The 19,643-nt window shown below is 60.7% G+C and carries 16 protein-coding genes and 1 riboswitch; of the genes, 7 read left to right on the forward strand and 9 right to left on the reverse strand.

Annotated elements, in window-relative coordinates; genetic code table 11:
* Positions 1 to 104: 104 nt before the first annotated feature.
* From CLV41_RS25070 to CLV41_RS25090, 5 genes are all read right to left on the reverse strand, one after another.
* Positions 105 to 734 carry a glutathione S-transferase family protein gene (locus tag CLV41_RS25070; RefSeq protein WP_103225235.1) on the reverse strand — a complete coding sequence of 210 codons (630 nt, stop codon included), beginning with the start codon at positions 732 to 734 and terminating at the stop codon, positions 105 to 107.
* The gene (locus CLV41_RS25075) at positions 731 to 1,531 is read right to left on the reverse strand and encodes an ABC transporter permease (protein ID WP_103225236.1); all 801 of its coding nucleotides are present in this window, start codon (positions 1,529 to 1,531) and stop codon (positions 731 to 733) included. The genes CLV41_RS25070 and CLV41_RS25075 overlap by 4 nt, the downstream gene beginning before the upstream one ends.
* Positions 1,528 to 2,136 carry an ABC transporter ATP-binding protein gene (locus tag CLV41_RS25080; RefSeq protein WP_103225300.1) on the reverse strand — a complete coding sequence of 203 codons (609 nt, stop codon included), beginning with the start codon at positions 2,134 to 2,136 and terminating at the stop codon, positions 1,528 to 1,530. Before CLV41_RS25080 ends, CLV41_RS25075 begins: the two co-directional genes overlap by 4 nt.
* 201 nt (positions 2,137 to 2,337) lie before the next feature.
* The gene (locus tag CLV41_RS25085; protein ID WP_103225237.1) at positions 2,338 to 3,555 is read right to left on the reverse strand and encodes an NADP-dependent isocitrate dehydrogenase; all 1,218 of its coding nucleotides are present in this window, start codon (positions 3,553 to 3,555) and stop codon (positions 2,338 to 2,340) included.
* A 336-nt stretch (positions 3,556 to 3,891) separates the two neighbouring features.
* The gene (locus CLV41_RS25090) at positions 3,892 to 4,362 is read right to left on the reverse strand and encodes an Rrf2 family transcriptional regulator (protein ID WP_103225238.1); all 471 of its coding nucleotides are present in this window, start codon (positions 4,360 to 4,362) and stop codon (positions 3,892 to 3,894) included.
* Positions 4,363 to 4,502: 140 nt separating this feature from the next.
* Here CLV41_RS25090 and CLV41_RS25095 point away from each other — a divergent pair, with 140 nt between their 5' ends.
* Both CLV41_RS25095 and CLV41_RS25100 read left to right on the forward strand, forming a co-directional pair.
* Complete coding sequence (locus CLV41_RS25095; RefSeq protein WP_103225239.1) at positions 4,503 to 5,936, forward strand: MFS transporter; 1,434 nt, start codon at positions 4,503 to 4,505, stop codon at positions 5,934 to 5,936.
* A 73-nt stretch (positions 5,937 to 6,009) separates the two neighbouring features.
* Positions 6,010 to 6,221, forward strand: a riboswitch (cobalamin riboswitch).
* A 55-nt stretch (positions 6,222 to 6,276) separates the two neighbouring features.
* Complete coding sequence (locus CLV41_RS25100; RefSeq protein ID WP_103225240.1) at positions 6,277 to 6,957, forward strand: energy-coupling factor ABC transporter permease; 681 nt, start codon at positions 6,277 to 6,279, stop codon at positions 6,955 to 6,957.
* Positions 6,958 to 7,050: 93 nt separating this feature from the next.
* Here the strand turns inward: CLV41_RS25100 and CLV41_RS25105 are convergent, their stop codons facing one another.
* Positions 7,051 to 7,551 (reverse strand): MarR family winged helix-turn-helix transcriptional regulator, encoded by a 501-nt coding sequence (locus tag CLV41_RS25105; RefSeq protein WP_103225241.1) that lies wholly within the window; start codon positions 7,549 to 7,551, stop codon positions 7,051 to 7,053.
* 248 nt (positions 7,552 to 7,799) lie between these two features.
* Between CLV41_RS25105 and CLV41_RS25110 the strand changes: the two genes are divergently transcribed.
* Positions 7,800 to 8,621 carry an alpha/beta fold hydrolase gene (locus CLV41_RS25110; protein ID WP_103225301.1) on the forward strand — a complete coding sequence of 274 codons (822 nt, stop codon included), beginning with the start codon at positions 7,800 to 7,802 and terminating at the stop codon, positions 8,619 to 8,621.
* A gap of 72 nt (positions 8,622 to 8,693) precedes the next feature.
* Here CLV41_RS25110 and CLV41_RS25115 read toward each other — a convergent pair whose 3' ends face one another.
* Together CLV41_RS25115 and CLV41_RS25120 are read right to left on the reverse strand one after the other, a co-directional pair.
* Positions 8,694 to 10,910: an NADP-dependent isocitrate dehydrogenase gene (locus tag CLV41_RS25115; RefSeq protein ID WP_103225242.1), complete on the reverse strand. Its 2,217-nt coding sequence runs from the start codon at positions 10,908 to 10,910 to the stop codon at positions 8,694 to 8,696.
* 194 nt (positions 10,911 to 11,104) lie between these two features.
* On the reverse strand, positions 11,105 to 11,545 hold the full coding sequence (locus CLV41_RS25120) for a DUF2267 domain-containing protein (RefSeq protein ID WP_103225243.1): 441 nt from the start codon (positions 11,543 to 11,545) through the stop codon (positions 11,105 to 11,107).
* A 222-nt stretch (positions 11,546 to 11,767) separates the two neighbouring features.
* On the opposite strand from CLV41_RS25120, the gene CLV41_RS25125 reads away from it, so the two are divergent.
* Positions 11,768 to 12,580, forward strand: coding sequence for an RNA methyltransferase (locus CLV41_RS25125; protein WP_103225244.1), 813 nt, complete (start codon positions 11,768 to 11,770; stop codon positions 12,578 to 12,580).
* Positions 12,570 to 13,412, forward strand: a complete 843-nt coding sequence (gene murI / locus CLV41_RS25130; protein WP_103225245.1) for a glutamate racemase — start codon at positions 12,570 to 12,572, stop codon at positions 13,410 to 13,412. Before CLV41_RS25125 ends, murI begins: the two co-directional genes overlap by 11 nt.
* Here the strand turns inward: murI and CLV41_RS25135 are convergent.
* Complete coding sequence (locus CLV41_RS25135; RefSeq protein ID WP_103225246.1) at positions 13,393 to 15,189, reverse strand: bifunctional diguanylate cyclase/phosphodiesterase; 1,797 nt, start codon at positions 15,187 to 15,189, stop codon at positions 13,393 to 13,395. The two genes, murI and CLV41_RS25135, sit on opposite strands and share 20 nt — an antisense overlap.
* A 471-nt stretch (positions 15,190 to 15,660) precedes the next feature.
* On the opposite strand from CLV41_RS25135, the gene rpsD reads away from it, so the two are divergent.
* Together rpsD and CLV41_RS25150 are read left to right on the forward strand one after the other, a co-directional pair.
* Entirely contained in the window at positions 15,661 to 16,278 is a 618-nt protein-coding gene (gene rpsD, locus CLV41_RS25145; RefSeq protein WP_103225248.1) for a 30S ribosomal protein S4, read from the forward strand.
* Between the two features lie 322 nt (positions 16,279 to 16,600).
* On the forward strand, positions 16,601 to 19,444 hold the full coding sequence (locus CLV41_RS25150; RefSeq protein WP_103225249.1) for an ATP-binding protein: 2,844 nt from the start codon (positions 16,601 to 16,603) through the stop codon (positions 19,442 to 19,444).
* The last annotated feature ends 199 nt before the right edge of the window (positions 19,445 to 19,643 follow it).

The following is a 19,643-nucleotide window of genomic DNA, read 5'->3' on the forward strand; positions in this document are numbered from 1 at the left end:
CATTAAATCGCCCTCCATTGCTGGAAAGCTTGAATCAGACCTAACCTGACATGTCACATCACATTCGATTCATCGAAAAACGGATACGCTCTAGATGTGGAGCCTCATGCCGGCTTCGTCGCCTCGAAGCACGGGCGCCGCTGGAAATCTTGCAGCCAGCGGGAAAGTTTCGGGGCGCCTTTCAGCAGCGTCACACCCTCGTCGGACTTTTCAAACAGCGCCAGCATCGGTGCCGCGTGGCAATCGGCGAGCGTCAGCTTGTCACCGAGCAAAAACGGTCCGTCTTCAACTAGGTCATCCAGCGCCGCCAGAACCGTGCGGGCGGGACCTATGGCCGAGGCGATCCCGACCTCGTCCGCCGGTGCTCCCTCCCGGGGTTTCACGACCCGTTCGACGTAAATGTTCCAGACAAGGGTGCGGTAGGCATGGCTGTCGAGGATCGAGAGGATCTGGGTCATCCTTGCGCGGCCACCTGCCTCTTCAGGCTGCAGCGGTGGTCCGTCGAAGGCTTCATCGACATAGCGCAGGATTGCCACTGTTTCATAAAGCGTGAAATTGTCGTGTCTGAGCGCCGGGATAGTGCCGAAGGGGTTGAGCTCGAGAAAGCTGTCCGGCGGTCCGCCGGGTGCGAAAACGTCGATCGGGACAAGCTGGTAGGCGATGCCCTTTTCTTCCAGTGCCATCCGTGCCGAGCGCACATAGACCGAATAAGCGGCTCCAAAAAGATCAATCATCGTGTATCCAACCGGTCGAGTCGCAACCGGTGCCTTGTGTCGGTGAGGCGCCAGATGCTGGCGAAAGTTGCTCCAAGCACGCCGAGACCGGTGGCGCCGCCGAGGAGAAACATGATCAGAAGCTGGTATTTGACGGCTTCGCGCGGATCGACGCCGGAGAGGATCTGGCCGGTCATCATGCCCGGCAGCGAGACGACGCCGGTCGCCGCCATGGCGTTGATAATGGGTGTGAAACCGGACCGCAACGCCTGGCGCAGGGCCGGGCGCGTGGCCTCCCAGCGGGTTCCGCCCAGAAGCAGCCGGGCTTCCACGTCGCGCTTTCCCTGCGCGAGCGCCGTGTGCAGCGTGTCGAGGCCGAGGCTGACGCCGGTCATGGTGTTTCCGAGGATCATGCCGAAAAGCGGCAGGGCGTATTGCGGTTGCCAGACGGGGTCCGGACGGATCAGCCCGGCAAGGGCGTAGAGCGTAACCAGCGAGCCGGCGAGCAGCATCGCCCCGGCGCCGAGGCCTGTCCCCCAGAGCCCGCTGAGCCGCCGCGCCTGACGCGCCCGGATCTCGCGTCCGGCGAAGGCGGCCATCACGGCGGCGGCAAGCAGCGTCCACCACAGGGAGCCCGCAAGGAAGATCGCCTTCAGGATCAGGCCGACCAGGATGAGCTGAACGGTCATGCGCAGGGCGGAGACGATCAGGGTGCGCGCCAGGCCGAGATTGAGGGCGATGGAGAAAACCGCGTTCAGGATCAGGAAGACCGAGGCGGCGACCAGATCCCAATAGGTGAGGGCCTGATATCCGCTCATTGAGCGTCCTCCCGGGAAGGGGAGCCGGACAGCCTGCCGTTTTCCATGTACAAGTGACGGGCGCCAAGGCGTTCCGGTTGGCCCGGATCGTGGGTGACGAGCAGGATGGCGCAGCCTTTCGCCGTACAGTCCTTCATCAGGATTTCGACCCTGGCAACGGCCGGCGGATCGAGTGCCGAAGTGGGTTCGTCCAGCAGCAGAACCTTCGGGCCGAGCTGCAACGCGCGGATCAGGGCAAGGCGTTGGCGCTCTCCGGTGGAGAGCCGCGAAACCTGCCAGGAAAGGGCGTCCTTCAGGCCGACTGCCTCCAGCCGTCCACCGAGATCGGGCGCTTCGGCGAAATGATCGCGCACGTCATCCGCCCACCAGCCGCTTTCGGCCGGAACATAGGCAACCTGTCTGCGCCAGTCCGGCGCGGGCATTTTCTCCCGCTCCGTGCCTTCGAGCGCCACGAAACCGCTGCTCCGGTCGAGATCGGCGATGGCGCGCAGCAGCAGCGATTTTCCAGCTCCTGAAGGACCGGATATGGCCGTGAAGCTGCCCTTTTCCAGGGCGAGATCGACCGGTCCGACCAGCGGCGTCCTCAGCTTCTCGATTGTCAGCACCAAGCCTCTCCTCAATCCCCGGCGGGGGAGAGCCTAGATCAACATGCTTCCAGTTGGAATCATATGAATGCGGAAAAGGCGATCATTGCTCTCGTGCGAGGTGTGAAAGCCCAGGTTAATGACACACGCCTGGCGAGCGAAGCGAGATCACCTAGCAAAGGTTCGGATGGACAGACCGTCGCGAGCCTCCATCCGCCGGGGTTAACGCTCGCTCATCGCCTTTGCCAGGTTTTCGTCGATCTTGTCGAGGAAGCCGGTGGTGGTCAGCCAGGACTGGTCCGGGCCGACAAGCAGCGCGAGATCCTTGGTCATGTAGCCGGATTCCACCGTCTTGACGCAGACGCTTTCCAGGGTCTTGGCGAAGCGGGCCAGCTTGTCGTTGCCGTCGAGCTTCGCACGGTGCGCGAGGCCGCGGGTCCAGGCGAAGATCGAGGCGATGGAGTTGGTGGAGGTGCTTTCGCCCTGCTGGTGCTGGCGGTAGTGGCGGGTCACGGTGCCGTGGGCGGCTTCCGCCTCCACCGTCTTGCCGTCCGGCGTCATCAGCACGGAGGTCATCAGGCCGAGAGAGCCGAAGCCCTGGGCGACCGTGTCGGACTGCACGTCGCCGTCATAGTTCTTGCAGGCCCAGACATAGCCGCCGGACCATTTCAGCGCGGAGGCGACCATGTCGTCGATCAGGCGGTGCTCGTACCAGATGCCGGCCTCGGCGTATTTCTCCTTGAAATCGGCCTCGTAGATCTCCTCGAAGATATCCTTGAAGCGGCCGTCATAAGCTTTCAGGATGGTGTTCTTGGTGGAGAGATAACAGGGCACCTTGCGCTGCAGGGCGTAGTTCAGCGAAGCGCGGGCGAAGTCGCGGATCGAATCGTCGAGATTGTACATGGCCATGGCGACGCCGGCGGAGGGCGCGTCATAGACCTCCCGCTCGATCACCTCGCCGTCCTCGCCGGTAAAGGTGATGGTCAGCTTGCCCTTGCCCGGAAAGCGGAAATCGGTGGCACGGTACTGGTCGCCGAAGGCATGACGGCCGACGATGATCGGCTGGGTCCAGCCCGGTACCAGCCGGGGCACGTTCCGCATGATGATCGGCTCGCGGAAGATCACCCCGCCGAGAATGTTGCGGATCGTGCCGTTGGGCGAGCGGTACATGCGTTTCAGGCCGAATTCCTCCACCCGCGCCTCGTCCGGCGTGATGGTGGCGCATTTGATTCCGACACCGTGCTTCTTGATGGCGTTGGCCGCGTCGACGGTGATCTGGTCGTCGGTCTCGTCGCGTTTTTCAATCGAGAGATCGTAATACTCCAGATCGACATCAAGATACGGATGGATCAGCTTGTCCTTGATGAACTGCCAGATGATCCGGGTCATCTCGTCGCCGTCGAGTTCGACAACCGGATTGTCGACTTTGATCTTTGCCATGGAAACTCGGCCTCGCGTTTTTTCAGAAGATGGGGTGGTGCAGACGCATGTCTCTGAGGAGGTGCTTTAGCAGATTATAATTGTGCGCGCTTGTATACAATATTGATTTGAGAGACAAGGGGTGGCCGTGCCGGATTTCCCGGGGAACAAAGAGCATCGAGCTTGGTTTCTTCCGTGGGCTCGCAATTCGATCCACCATGCAGTTTCGCCGGTTGCCGCATTTGCTTGACCGGCATTTGAACACGGAAGCATTGAACTTTTACAACGTCCTTCCGGACCTGCGCGCAGCAAGGGCTGAATTTGTCCGGTTTAACGAAGCGGAACGGGCGGGATTTCTCATTGACCGCCGGCTTCGGGAACCTTGCCGGTTCTCTTCTCCTGATGCTCCCTGATCTCCCGCGCATGCGGCCTCACCAGATCGGCGACCGTCACCCGTTCGAGTTCGGCCTGAAACGTTTCCCGCGCCGCGTCCAGCGCCGCTGAGGTGGCCCTGTTGGCGGCGCGTTCCAGCAGGCAGGCGGGGGCGTCGCCGGAGCGGCCGAGGGAAAAAAGCTCTGGCGAACCGAGAGCGGCGTAGACGTCGGCAAGGGTAATTTCGTTCAGCGGCCTTTCCAGAACCCAGCCGCCGCCATGCCCCCTGGTGGAGCCGACAAAACCGGCCTCGCGCAGGCCTGCCATTGTCCGGCGGACCAGCGACGGGTTGGTGTTGAGCATCTTTCCGATCTGCTCTGACGTTAACGGCTCTTCCGCTTGCTCCAGGTGCAAAAGCGCATGAAGCACGCGCGGCAGACGGCTGTCGGTGCGCAATTTCTGATCTCCGCTGTTGCCGCGAGGATAAGGCATGTCCGGTCACGTTACAAACAGCGATACAAAAGATTGACAGATAAAATATTGTAACTTTATAAGTAACGAATGCAGCGATTTTCGACAGGGGAGTTACCGGAACGATGTCAGCGGTCGCGGAAAAAGGTGAGGGGATGCCGAGACGCTGGGCGGCCCTGGCCGCGCTCTATCTTGCCATGTTCATGAATATTCTGGATGTGAGCGCCGTCAATCTCGCGCTTCCCGCAATCCGGGAGGGGCTTCACGCATCCGCCACCGAGCTGGAATGGGTGCTCGTCATCTACGTTCTGACCTTTGCGGCGGGGCTTCTGCCCTTCGGCCTGTTTGGCGATGTGATCGGCCGCGAGCGGGTTTTCATGTGGGGCGTTGCCGGTTTCAGCCTGAGTTCGCTTGCCTGCGGACTTGCTGCGGATACCGGCAGCCTCGTTGCCAGCCGCGCCGTCCAGGGGTTAGCTGCCGCGATGATGGTGCCGCAGGTGCTTGCCATCGTGCATGTGATCTTTCCCGAAGAGGAACGGGGAAAGGCCTTCGGCCTTTTCGGGACGATCAGCGCGCTTGGAGCGGTGGCGGGGCCGCTGGTCGGCGGGGTAATCGTATCGGCGGATATCGCAGGGCTCGGCTGGAGACCGATCTTCCTGGTGAATATTCCGGTCGGCATGTTCTCGCTTTACGGTGCCTGGCGCTTCGTCCCGAAAATCCGGGCAGCGGAGCGCGTGACGGCCGACTGGGCCGGCACTATCGTGTTCGCGCTGGCGATCGCCGGTTTTGTTTTTCCGCTGGTCGAGGGACGCCGGTTCGGCTGGCCGCTGTGGTGCTTCGCCCTGATGGCCCTTTCGGCGGGGCTGGGCGGGTTGTTCCTGAAGCTGCAGGCGCGCCGGGCGGCGGCGGGCCTGGCGCAGCTTCTGCCAGCCGCTCTCCTGTCAGACCCGATGTTCCTTCGCGGGCTGGCGCTCGTCTGCGCTTTCTTTTCGGGACTGGCCGGTGTCTTTTTCGTACTGGCGATCTTCCTGCAATCGGGTCTCGGCCTGTCGCCGCTGGCGGCCGGAATCGCTCTTGCACCGCATCCGGTGGGGGTGATGATCGGGGCCTATCTGAGTGGCCGGTTCGCCAGCCGCACGCCCGATCGGCGGGTCGCCTTCGGCATCTTCATCCTGTTTCTCGGCATGGTCTCGGTGCGTCTTGCGACCGTCGGCACTCCGTTGACCGGGGCGGATTTTCTCCTGCCGCTGCTGAGCGTCGGCCTCGGCACCGGGGTCACCATCGCCGCCCTGTTCCAGAGTATTCTTTCGCGTGTCTCCAGTGCGGATGCCGGGGCGGGGTCTGGCGTGCTGCAGGCCTTCCAGCAGATCGGCATTGCTCTGGGGATCGCCCTGCAGGGACAGATTTTCTTTCAGGTCCTCGGACCGTCCCCTTCACTGGCTTCCTCTCCAGCCGCCTATCTCGCGGCGGTGCAGGCGGCGCTACTTTATCCGGCCGGAGTCTTTCTCGCCCTGACGCTTATCGCCGTCATTTCGTTGAAACGGCGGGCCGGGTCTTAGGCGGAGCGGGACGAGCGTGGTTGCGTGACAGGATTTGACGAGAATTCGCTTGCAGTCCTCCGGCAATCGCTGCAAATCTATGCGGCGCGATGGTTCTGCCTGAACGAATGTGACGGCGGATGAAATGGGAACACGGTGCGGCGTACCCAACAGGGACCAATACCGTGGCTGCCCCCGCAACTGTAAGCGGTGAGCAATGCCCTTCAGCCACTGGCCTTTTGGCCGGGAAGGCGGGCGGCGCTGAGACCCGTGAGCCAGGAGACCTGCCATCCGAGGGCTTTGTTGAAAAGCCAATCAGAAACCCTGTTCGCGCACGGAGGGTGCGCAAAGGAGACAAGACATGCATATCGAACCCGGCATCGTTGACGGCGCCAAAACCATTCTTAGCTACGGCACGGCCGTCGCGTCCTTCGGCCTTCTGGGCAAAATGGCGCTCGACACCATCCGCAAGAGCGGTGTGGCGAGCCTCGCCGTGCGCTCGCTCATCACCACGCTTCTGGTGTTTTCCTTCTTCGAACTGCTGCCGCATTATCCGGTCGGCGTTTCAGAAGTGCATTTCATTCTCGGCTCGACGCTGTTCCTGATGTTCGGGGCGGGACCTGCCGCCATCGGCCTTGCCGCCGGTCTGCTGCTGCAGGGTCTCCTGTTCGCACCGTTCGATCTGCCGCAATACGGCATTAACGTCACCACGCTGATCGTGCCGCTCTGGGCCGTCGGTGCTGTGGCTAAGAAGCTCATTGCGCAGAAGACAGCCTATGTGGACGTTTCCTACGCCCAGGCTCTGGCCCTTTCCACCACCTATCAGGGCGGCATCGTTGCCTGGGTGGCTTTCTGGGCTTTCTACGGCCAGGGCTTCGGCGCGGAAAACATGGCCTCGATCGGCTCATTCGGCGCAGCCTATATGCTGGTGGTTATCGGCGAGCCGCTGGCGGATCTCGCCGTTCTGGCCGCTGCCAAGACGCTGGCGCCGTTCACCAGGAACATGGCCTTCAACAGCCGCCTGCACGAGGCCGCCGCTTAAGGCGCAAGGCTTATACAGAAACTTGAAAGGGCGGCCACCGGGCCGCCCTTTTTGTTTCGGTTTTTGAACCGGCCGGCCGTGAGAGCAGCAGAATTATTCCTGCCCGCCACCGGACCGCAAATTCGAGCGGAGGGTGTCGAGCCTGGCTTTCAGGTCCTTCAATTCCGGCACAGAAAGCCCGGTGGCCTCGGCAATGCATTGCGGGATCTTGCGGGCCTTTTCCTGAAGCGCGGTTCCTTCAGTCGTCAATGTGACGTTGACGACGCGCTGGTCCTGCTCGTCCCGGACGCGCGACACCAGGCCTAAAGCCTCCAGGCGTTTAATCATCGGTGTCAGGGTGTTGTATTCCAGGCTAAGGGCGTCGCCGATCTCCCTGACGGTCCGCCTGTCGCGCCGCCAGAGCAGCGTCATGACCAGATATTGCGGGTAGGTGAGCCCCAGGTCCCCCAGCAACGATCGGTAGAGATTGTTGAAAGCCAGATTGGATTCGTAGACCGCAAAGCAGATGAAATCGTCCAGCTCCGTATCGGAGCCTGGTCGTGCGGAGGCTTTTGCCGGTCCGGCGGATTCTCGCGGGTTTTGGTGATCAGACATGTTCCGTTCCTAAGCAGATTTTTTTTCTCGGGCAACCATTGACATCCGGGAGTTTTGAAATCATATACATCGCACACGATTAAATCGTGCACGAGTAAAATGGAGATAACCCGATGGGAATCAAGATCGAAGGGCCGGATGTAAGCCGCCGCCAGACGTTGATCGGCGGTGGTGTGATCGGGCTCAGCATGATGATGACCCCGGCTTTTGGGGTGTCGAGGGAACTTTCAGAACAGGAGAACTTGAAAATGACGACCTTCACGACTTCAGACGGTGCAGAAATCTTCTACAAGGATTGGGGCCGGGGACAGCCGATCGTCTTCTCGCACGGATGGCCGCTTTCCGGCGATGCCTGGGACGCGCAGATGCTGTTCTTCGGGCAGAACGGTTTCCGGGTGATTGCCCATGACCGCCGCGGCCACGGCCGTTCCAGCCAGGTCTGGGACAACAACAACATGGATCGCTACGCCGACGATCTGGCCGAGTTGATCGAGCGTCTCGAGCTGCGCGACGTCATCCTGATCGGCCATTCGACCGGTGGCGGCGAGGTTACCCACTACGTCGGACGTCACGGCAACGACCGGGTCGCTAAGGTCGTTCTCGTCGGCGCGGTTCCGCCCTTGATGCTGAAGACGGCGGACAATCCGGACGGCACGCCGCTGGAAGTTTTCGACGGCATCCGCCAGGGCACGGCCTATAACCGCTCCCAGTTCTTCAAGGATCTGACAATCCCGTTCTACGGCTTCAACCGCGAAGGTGTGGAAATCAACGAAGGACTGCGCGAGAGCTTCTGGCTGCAGGGCCTGGCCGGCGGGATCAAGGGTCAGTACGACTCGATCCGCGAGTTCTCCGAAGTGGATTACACGGACGATCTCAAGGCGATCAAACGGCCGACCCTGATTGTTCACGGCGGCGACGACCAGATCGTTCCGATCAAGGCTTCCGCCCACCGGGCAGCAGAGATCGTCGCCGACGCGACCCTGAAGATCTATCCGCAAGGCAGCCATGGTCTTGCGCAGCTTCAGGCGGAAGAGTTCAACAAGGACGTTCTGGCCTTCATTCGCGGCTAGGCGATTGCTTTGAAATGACAAAAAAGGGCGGCCCCGGGGCCGCCCTTTTGTTGTTTTCGATCTTCTGGCGGATCAGCCGATGATGCGGTTCAGCGTCGCGCTCGGACGCATGACCGCATCGACCTTGGCCTGCGGGGCGTGATAGTAGCCGCCGGTATCGGCCGGGCCGCCCTGAACGCCGTTCAACTCGGCGACAATGGCATCCTCGTTGGCGCTGAGCGCCTCGGCAACCGGCGCGAACCGGGCTTTCAGATCCGTATCCTTGTCCTGAGCGGCGAGAGCCTTGGCCCAGTAGAGCGCCACATAGAAATGGCTGCCGCGATTGTCCAGGCCGCCGACCTTGCGGGACGGGGACTTGTCGTTGTCGAGCAGCTTTTCAACCGCGCTGTCCAGGGTTTCGGCAAGGATTGCCGCCTTGGTATTTCCCTTGGCGTTGGCGAGATGTTCCAGCGAGGCCCCGAGGGCGCAGAACTCGCCCAGCGAATCCCAGCGGAGGTAATTTTCCTCCATGAGCTGCTGAACATGTTTGGGGGCCGAACCGCCGGCTCCGGTCTCGAACAGACCGCCGCCGTTCATCAGCGGAACGATGGAGAGCATCTTCGCGGAGGTGCCGACTTCCAGGATAGGATAGAGGTCGGTCAGGTAATCGCGCAGGACGTTTCCGGTGATGGAGATCGTGTCTTCGCCGCGTGCGATCCGCTCCGTGGTGAATCTGGCGGCGTCTTCCGGCGCCATGATCTTCAGGTCGAGACCGCTGGTGTCGTGCTCGGGCAGGTAGGCTTCGACCTTTTTGATCAGCTCCGCGTCATGTGCGCGGCTCTTGTCCAGCCAGAATACGCCCGGCATGCCCGAAAGGCGGGCACGGCTGACGCCGAGCTTGACCCAGTCGCGGATCGGCGCGTCCTTGGTGCGGCAGGCGCGCCAGATGTCGCCTTCTTCGACCGCATGTTCGATCAGGGTGTTTCCCGCCTGGTCGACGATGCGGATGGTGCCGTCCGCCGGTGCCTTGAAGGTCTGCGGATGGGAGCCGTATTCCTCGGCCTTCTGGGCCATCAGGCCGACATTCGGCACGGTGCCCATCCTGGCCGGATCCAGCGCGCCGTTTTCCCGGCAGAAATCGATCACCGCCGCATAGACGCCGGCATAGGAACTGTCCGGGATCACGCATTTCGCGTCGGCTTCCTTGCCGTCCGGGCCCCAGCCCTTGCCGCCGGCACGGATCAGCGCGGGCATGGAGGCGTCGATGATGACGTCGGAGGAAACATGCAGGTTGGTGAGCCCCTTGTCGGAGTTCACCATGTACAGGGCCGGGCCGCTGTCGAGGGCGGACTTGATATCGGCCTGGATCTCGGTGGCCTTGACGGCCGGCAGGGTTGCGATCTTGGCTTCCAGATCGCCGATACCGAGGTCCGGATTGACGCCGAGTTCGGCAAAGGTGGCCGCGTGCTTGTCAAAAACGTCCTTCAGGAAAACCTTGACGCAATGGCCGAAGATGATCGGGTCGGAGACCTTCATCATGGTGGCCTTCAAATGCAGGGAGAACAGGATGCCCTGATCCCTGGCGTCGCGGATTTCCCTGGCCAGAAAGGCGTCCAGCGCCCTGACGCTCAGGTAGGTGGCGTCAATGACATCGCCTTCTTCCAGCGGCCAGTCGCCCTTGAGCGTCGTGGCGGCACCGTCCGCGGCGGCGAATTCGATCTTCGCGGTACCGGCTGAGGCAGCCGGAACGGTCACGGATTTTTCGTTGGCGCGGAAATCGTTCGCGTCCATGGTGGCGACATGTGTCTTGGAGGAGGGCTGCCACGCGCCCATGCGATGCGGGTTCTTGCGGGCATATTCCTTGACGGCCTTCGGCGCGCGGCGGTCGGAATTGCCCTCACGCAGAACCGGGTTCACGGCGGATCCCTTGATGGCGTCGTATTTCGCCTTGACGGTCTTTTCCACGTCCGTTTTCGGCTCGGAAGGATAGTCCGGCAGCTTGTAACCCTGGGCCTGCAATTCCTTGATCGCCGCGTTCAGCTGCGGCTGGGAGGCGGAAATGTTCGGCAGCTTGATGACATTCGCCTCCGGCTGCTTGACCAGGGCGCCGAGTTCGGCCAGGTCGTCCGGCTGCTTTTGGTCGGCGGTCAGATATTCCGGGAAATTCGCCAGGATACGGCCGGCAAGGGAAATGTCCTTCGTGCCTATGGTCAGGCCGGCTGCCTTGGTGAAGGAGCGGATGATCGGCAGGAACGAGGCGCTTGCCAGTTCCGGTGCCTCGTCGACCCTTGTGTAGATTATGTCGGCCATGACTCTCCCATTTCCTTAGCGTTAGGTGCATTGTCCCGTGGAGCGGAAGTTGCGTGCTCCGGTGGATTTTCGAGATGCGTATACAATTGTACGCAATCAATTGCCAGCCCTCCGCAAGGCGGAGGCGGCCTGTCCCGGGGAGTTCTAGCAAAGGCTGACGAAAAGGCAATCGGGAGGAAGACGGACGGTTGGTATCAAACGTGGGGATTCCAGAAATCGACCGCGCCTTCCGGCAATCTTGCGAGCACGCGATCCAGCTGCCTTTCATCCACCGAGGATCGCCTGAGGGCCGTTGCGACATCCGCGATTGCGGTGTCCGGCGCCATATTGTGATCCTGGCGCACGAATTTGACTTTGCGCGTCAGTGCGACGCGGTCCGGAAAGGGCGGGGGCGTTTCGCCGGGCTGCCAATCCTCGACCCAGTCCTCGACGAAGATTGCCCGGGTTACGGCCGGCAGGATGTTTGCGAATTCCAGTGCCTGCTCGGTGGTCAGATGGGCACGGAAGGTGTGAAGAACGGCGCGCAGGGTGTGGTAGGCCTGATGATGCGTTTGCAGCATGCAGGTGTCGCGGACATCCTGAAGGAAGGCGTCGAAATCAAGGGAGGCGTGAAAATAGGTTTGCGGCATTGGCATCGTGATTTCATGATTCTCATCGTTATTTTTGCCAATTATTACCCGGATCTTGGTGCAGCGTCATGATTTTTCTTAAAAGAATCAACAATTTAAAGTTGTCTCCCGGTTGTCCCTCCGTTGCCCTGGCCGAAAGCACCGCAGGCTGCCGCTGCGTCCGGGGCGCGTGGAAATCGGTTTGAACCAGCTTTCCATTTTTCCAAGAAACCGCTAAATCCCGCCCCTATGAGCAAGAACGCGAAAATCAGGGATGAGGCCCGCAATGTGACGGCAAGGCCGCCGGCGGTGATCCTGTGCGAGCCGCAGCTTGGCGAGAATATCGGCACGGCGGCGCGGGCCATGGCGAATTTCGGACTGGTCGATCTCAGGATCGTCAACCCGCGCGACGGCTGGCCAAGCGACAGCGCGCGCGCTGCCGCGGCCCGGGCGGACCATGTCATCGACAATGTGCAGGTCTTCGACAGCGTCGAGGCGGCGATTGCCGATCTGCAGTTCGTGTACGCGACGACGGCACGCTCGCGCGAGGTGTCAAAGCCGGTGCGCGGCCCGGACGAAGCCGCGGCCAAATCCGTGCAACTGGGTGAGAACGGTCATGCCACAGGGTATCTGTTCGGACGGGAACGCTGGGGTCTCAACAACGAGGAGATCGCGCTGGCCGATGAAATCGTCACATTGCCCGTCGATCCGGATTTCGCCTCCCTGAACATCGCCCAGGCGGTGCTGGTGTGTGCCTACGAGTGGCGCAAGCAGGCAACATCGGGCGCGCTGCCTTTCCTTTTGTCGGAGGAAGTGCATCCGCCGGCGAACAAGGACGAGATCGTGCGTTTCTTCGGGCATCTCGAAGCGGCCCTGGACGAGGCGACCTTCTTTCGTCCGCCCGAACGGCGCCCGCATATGGTTCTCACCCTTCGCAACATTTTCCAGAAGGCGCAACTGACGGACCAGGAAGTCCGCTCGCTGCGCGGTGTGGTCGCCGCGCTGGAAAAGCGCGAAACGCGGCCGCGCAAGAAGCGGGGCGGCAAAAAAAGTGAAGAATGAGGCGCGCCTCGCGGCACCGGCGGGACCGGTTCTCTTCTTCGATTCAGGGCTTGGCGGACTGACGGTCCTGCGCGAGGCCCGCTATCTGTTGCCTTACGAGCGTCTGCTTTATGTCGCCGACGACGCGGCTTTTCCGATCGGACGTTGGCCCGAAGCCGATCTCAAGGCGCGGCTTCTGTCGCTTTTCGAGGGCCTCATCGCCGCCCATCGCCCCAAGGCGGTCGTCATCGCCTGCAACACGGCCTTCACCCTCGTCGGCGACGCCTTGCGCAAGGCGCATCCGCAGGTGCCCTTCGTCGGCACGGTTCCGGCGATCAAACCGGCGGCGGAGCGCACGTCCTCCGGTCTGATATCGGTCCTGGCGACGCCGGGCACCGTGCGCCGGGCCTATACGAGGGGATTGATCGACAGTTTTGCCGGCCAGTGCCATGTGCGTCTGGTGGGCTCCGACACGCTGGCGGAGCTGGCGGAACACCATATGCGCGGCGACGCCGTTTCAGACGAAGACCTTCTGGCGGAAATCTCGGACTGTTTTGTGGAGCGGGACGGCCGGCGCACCGATATCGTCGTTCTGGCCTGCACGCATTACCCGCTTCTGGCCAACCGCTTCCGCAAGATCGCGCCCTGGCCGGTTGATTGGCTGGACCCGGCGGAAGCTATTGCGCGGCAGCTCGTGCGGGTTCTGGGCAGCGCGGCGGCGGAAGAACCTGCGCAGGCTCCGGACAGCGCCATCTTCACGTCAGCACCAAAGGACCCTGTGCTGGAAAGGCTTCTGGCCGGGTTCGGGCTGGTTCTGATCAATGACCGGGTCGTCAGGCGGCGAGGCACTTGACCGCGAGGCCGTCATCGGAGCGTTTGGCGGCCCGTTTCAATTCCCATATCTCGTCGTTGAGCTTGTCCGGGTGCAAGGTGGTGTTCCTCGGCAGGGTCAATATGGAGACCGAGCACTGCAGGAACGGAAACCGGCGGGTGGTGCCGAACCGGTCCTGGGCCTTGATATAGCCTTGCGCGCGGTGCTCCGGCTCGTAGAAACTTTCCACATCCACACGGAAGGCGCGCTGCAGGGTGAGCATTCTGGCGGCGACATCCGTCTGGTCGGCATTGGAGAAGCCGGCAAAAAAATCGTCCCCGCCAAGGTGCCCGATAAAGGTTCCTGTTCCGGAAATGTGGCGCTGCAGAAGCTCGCTGAACAGGATGATGGCCCTGTCGCCCTGGCGATAGCCGTAGGTATCGTTGAAGGGCTTGAAGTTGTCGAAATCCAGATAGCACAGGTGCCGGACCTTCGTTCCCTTGCCAGCCGTTTGCGAAATGAAGCGCATGATAGCGCCGTTGCCCGGAAGGCGGGTGAGGGGGTTCTGGTCCTGCGCTTCCTGCAGGCGCTTTTCGTGGATGATCTTCAGGAGCGACGTGGCGGAGAGAAAGCCGCAATAGCGGAAATTCTCGGTGATGATGATGCCGTCCGAATTTATCGATGAGGCAAAGGTCACCAGGAGCATGTCCGCGTTGGAATCGATATCGGCGACCGGGCAGGCACGGACAAAGGAGCGGAGCGGGAAGTCCAGCGCGGCCCTGGTATCCTCGTCCTCCGGAGCGCCCGCATAAAGATAGGCTTTCAGATCCCGTTCGTGGATCAGGCCGCGGGGTTCCCTGTTGGCATCCAGCACCGGGACGACGTTGGCTTCCTGGTTGTGCACGACCATGTCGAGAAGCTCGTTCATGGACGCACCGTACTGAATGGTCGGCAGAAGAAGGAGTTCGTTGCGGATCCGCTCCTGCTCCTCACGACGCTTGCGGCCCGACCTGACCGGGCGGATATGGTCATAAAAGAGCCTTGCCCGAGAAGCGTCATGGAAAGGGCTGGCAACGAATTCCCCCTGGAGGAGGTCGCATCCCGCGTCCCTGCAGGCCTTGAATTCACGCTCGGTTTCAACACCTTCAGCGATGACCCGCGCTCCGAGCACATGGGCGAGATTGGTGACGGTTGTGACGAAGAGTTTCCGCCGGGGGTCGCTGTCAATGCCGTTCAGGAAAAAGCGGTCGATCTTGACGAAGTCCGGCGAAAGGTCATGCAGGAGCCGCAACTCGGAAGATTCGCGCCCGAAATCGTCGAGTACGATCAGAAAACCGAGTTGTCTGAGATCGTTGATGGCATGATGGGTGACGTCGGTGAAGGTTTGCCGGTGGCGCTCGGAAAATTCCAGGCAGACCTGATTCGGGTCAAGGCCGGCTTCGCGCACCAGGGCCGCCAGCCGCATGCGCGGATCGTTGTCCTCGCCCAGGTCGCGAGAATCCAGCTTGAAGTAGAGCTTGGAATCCTGTGCGATGTTCAGGCCACTGAACTGTTCGACAGCCTTGCGCAGAAGTGAGGCCTCCAGTTGTGGCAGGTACCCTTCGGCGCTGGCACGGTCGAACAGGTCGCCGGGAGAGGAGGCTCCGCACAGATCGTAGTTGCGGATCCGGGCTTCATAGCCATAGACAACGCCTGTTCCGATATCGGCGACAGGCTGCAGGGCGTATTCCAGCTTTTCCAGCATGGAGCTCATTGAAACGCCCGGCAGCGCCGGGCTGAAGAGACCATCCTCCAGGGCTGAAATTCGATGAGCTGACATGTCGATCCTTGTTAAGAAGGTCTGAAGGTTGAAACTTCGGTCGTGCAATGGGAATACGCGCGGACAGTTTAATTGTTATAATTAGCTATGGTTGCAACCGCGATTGCATAGTGAAAAGTCGCAATTAAAAAAGTCTAAATTTATGCATTGTTTTTGCATGGAATGTTGCGGAAGGGCGAAAAGCAATGGAAACGGACGAGAAATCGGGTGTGAAAATCCGGAATTTCGGGAAAAAAACCCTGTTTGCCTGACGCGGCGGTCGCTGCCGCATTGACATTTGAGAGAGTGGCTTGTATCTCCGCGCGGTCCGGTTGGCTTTTGTCTTCCGGATTTACGCACCCGTGGGTATCCCAGCCGGCGCCGTCTTGCTGGGTCCCTGTCGATCCCACCAGTCCGTTCAATGCGGGCACCGGGATAAAGGAGGGCGCGTTTCCTTTATAGAAAAACAACGCGAATTCAAAGGAAACCGCGATGTCAAAGCGCCACAGCGTTAAGTACAAAATCGACCGCCGGATGGGCGAAAACATCTGGGGTCGTCCGAAGAGCCCGGCCAACAAGCGTGAATACGGCCCGGGTCAGCACGGCCAGCGCCGCAAGGGCAAAATGTCCGACTTCGGTGTTCAGCTCCGCGCAAAGCAGAAGCTCAAAGGCTACTACGGCAACATTACCGAGAAGCAGTTCCGCAAGGTCTATTCCGACGCATCCCGTCAGAAGGGTGATACGTCCGAAAACCTGATCGGCCTGCTGGAGCGCCGTCTCGACGCGATCGTTTATCGCGCCAAATTCGTTCCGACCGTGTTTGCTGCCCGTCAGTTCATCAACCACGGCCACATCAAGGTCAATGGTCAGCGCGTCAACATCGCGAGCTATCAGGTGCGTCCGGGCGATGTCATCGAAGTTCGTGAAAAGTCCAAGCAGCTCGCGCTGGTTCTGGAAGCTGTCCAGTCCGCCGAGCGTGACGTTCCCGATTACATCGATGTGGACCATTCGAAAATGACCGCGACCTACAGCCGCGTTCCGGGCTTCTCCGATGTGCCTTATCCGGTACAGATGGAACCGAACCTGGTGGTCGAGTTCTATTCGCGGTAATCAACCGCCGAATATTGTTTGAGGGGAAGGGCCCGCCGTAAGGCGGGCCCTTTTCTTTTGCCTAGCCTCTGGTGTTCCCCCGGGAGTGCGCATCTCCAAAGCGTGTCACGTTAAATTGAATTCAGGAAATCGCCCGAACGCATTTGCAATGCAAACGCTGCCTCGGGCGTCTTCCTGAAACCATGAAACCATGAATCCGCTTAAACGCGACACGCTATAGTCGAATTCGCGGATGATTAGTGGTAAAAATACTGAGTCAGATATAGTCGGTTAGGCAAAGCATTCTTTAAAACGGGCGAACACAGGAGAAGGATTCAACCAGATGCCTCGCGTGGCCAAGTTTGGATCCTTTGAGCTCATCGTTGCCCAACGTTTGTTGACGCGGCACGGATCACACGTACCCGTCGGCAGCCGCGGCATGGAAATTCTGATCGCTCTTGTCGAAAACCACGGGCAGGTGCTGTCCCGGGATACCCTCATGGAGCGGGGGTGGCCGGGTTTGACCGTCGAAGAGACCAATCTGCGTTTTCAGATGTCATTGCTGCGCAAGGCACTTGGCGATGGTCAGGGCAATCAGCAGTACATCCAGAATGTTGTCGGCCGGGGATATTGTCTCGTTGCGCCGGTCGACTGGCATGAAAGCGGCGAAAATGCTGAAGCCGCCGACAAGACTGCAAGGAACGGTGGCAAGGGAATTCGTCAATCGCGTCTTCCCGCCATGCCTGGCTGCTTCATCGGCCGCGATGACGATGCGCGCAAACTGGTCGAACTCGTTGAGACAAGCCGACTCGTGAGCATTGTCGCCACGGGAGGCATGGGCAAGACCACCGTTGCTCTTGCCACCGCACACCGCCTGGCCGATAGGTTTGAAGGGAGGGTACACTTCTTTGACCTTTCGCCGGTCGTGGATAGCTCATCAGTTGCCGGTATCATTTCCTCCGGCCTTGGGCTGCCACCGCAAGGGGGAGATATACTTTCGGTTGTTGCCGGTCATCTCGCGGACGCCCATGCGCTTTTGATCCTGGACAATTGCGAGCACCTCTCCGAGGCCGTCGTTTCCGTGTGTGAAAGAATCGTCGAGGCGGCTCCCCAAGTCCACTTGTTGGCGACGACCCGGGAACCCTTACGAGCCCTTGGCGAGCATGTTTTTCGTCTCGCTCCGCTCGCAATTCCGGGAAAGGAGGAGCCCGTCACGGCAGAGCGGGCTCTGGCGTCATCCGCCGTTGAACTCTTCATGGATCGAGCGGCGGCAGGCGGGCACCGGGAACCGCTGACGGACAGGGACGCGAAAATCGTAGTCGACGTCTGCCGACAACTCGACGGTATCGCGCTGGCGATCGAGCTTGTCGCCAGCCGGGTCAGCACCTATGGCATCCGGGGGATCGCCGATCTCCTCGATGAGCGCATCAATTTGCACTGGAGCGGACAGCGTTCGGCCGTGCCGCGGCATCAAACGCTTGGAGCCATGATCGACTGGAGTTTCGGTCTCCTCAGCGATACGGGAAAGCGCATTCTGGTCCGGCTGGCGATTTTTGACGGTCCATTCACGATGAAAGCCGCGCAAGCCGTGGTCCAGGATGCCAAAACCGGCCTTTTCGAAGTTGGCAGCCAGCTTGCCGGACTGGTGGAAAAATCGCTGGTGTTTACGGCCTCCACGGCCTCTCCCGTGCAATTCAAACTGCTTGAAACGACGCAATCCTATGTGTCCGCCAAATTGTCTGACGACAGGGATTATGATGCCGTTGCCCTTCGACACGCGGAATATCAAACCGCAAGGCTGAAAGACGATGCGGTGGAGGACGCCATATTCGGCGGGCGGGATATGACAGGTTATTCGTCATCCGTCGCGGGCCTGCGCTCGGCATTGAACTGGACGTACAAAAAGCCGGAACATCGTGTGCTCTTTGTCAGGCTGGCAGCGCGGGCCGCACCGGTTTTTTACGGGTTGTCGCAACTTCCTGACTGTGAGTTGTGGTCCCGGAGAGGGCTTGAAAAGATCAGCGAGGAAGAACGGGGAACCGTACTTGAGTTGCTGCTTCTCGAAGGGCTGGCGGTTGCATCGATGTTTAGCCTCGGCAACCAGCACTTCGTTCAGGAGAGTCTGGATCGGGGCATGGCCGTGGCGGAAGATCTCGGCCTTCTGGAACATCAGCTACACCTGCTTGCCGGGCAGGACATCCTGATGACGCGTGTGGCGAATTTCAATGCGATGGCAAACTTCACGAACCGGAATTCCGATATCGCGACGGCCTCTGGCAAACCACAAGCGCTGGCAATGGTCGACTGGATGAACGGGGTGAGCTCGCATATGGCCGGAGACCAGAAGAAGGCGGTTCGATTTCTTGAACAAGGGTTCCGGCATGTTCCCGTCGCGTCGGATCTGCACGTCGATTACTTCGGTTTCGATCACAAGATTCGTGCGCTGATAGCGCTTGCCAGGGCGTCCTGGCTTATGGGCGATACGCAGAAGGCTCGGAAGGTGGCGGTCGAGGCGATTGCAAGCGCCGACCGGCGTCAACGGCCGGTGTCCATCTGCATTGCGCATATTTATACCGCGACGGTGGCAATCTGGGCCGGCGATCATGATACCGCGGATGTCTGGATCGACAGGCTCCTTGCGACAACAGACCGTTTTTCCCTGACACCCTATGGCAATGTCGCCCGAGGGCTACTTGGACAATTGCGCGTTGCACGGGGCGAGTACAGGCAAGGGATCATCGATCTGACCTCCGCAATTCTTGCCTGCCAGTCCGATACGCACCATGTCCTCGTTTCGGCATTTCAGCGAAGCCTCGCGGAGGGCCACCTGGCGAATGGGGATGATGATGCTGCGCGGGATGCGCTTCAGGCAGGCATAGATCTTAGCGAGCGGTCTGGCGGCAAATACGATCTGGCCGCCCACTTCGTAACGGCTGCCGCGATCGAGACGTCGACCGGAGCCAGTCCCGTTGCCTGGCTTGAACGTGCCGTGAAAGTCGCGCGCCACCAGTCTGCGCATCATCTGGAGATGCAGGCACTGATCGAACTCGCGGTACGCGCCGAACAGGCCGAAGAACGCCGGAGGTGGCGCGGTGACCTGGCTGAACTGACACGCCGGTTTCCCCGCGGCGCGACCGGTGGGATCGTGGAAAGCGCACACGCCCTGCTGCGTACAGGCTCGGCCTGACACAAACTCAAAGAGTTCAGCCCGGCTGACATGACGCTGCCGGGAATATTCATGTGCGGCCCGGGCACCGTGAGCGCTCCGGCGTCCTTTCGGCCAACGCTGCCTAACGCCGCCTAACATCTCCTAACTCGCCAGATTTCCGCGCTTGATCAATGCTGAGAGGGCAGGGACGCAGATGCCCTTGCAGACATCCTCGCCT

Source organism: Roseibium marinum, from assembly GCF_002906165.1.
GTDB lineage: Bacteria > Pseudomonadota > Alphaproteobacteria > Rhizobiales > Stappiaceae > Roseibium > Roseibium marinum.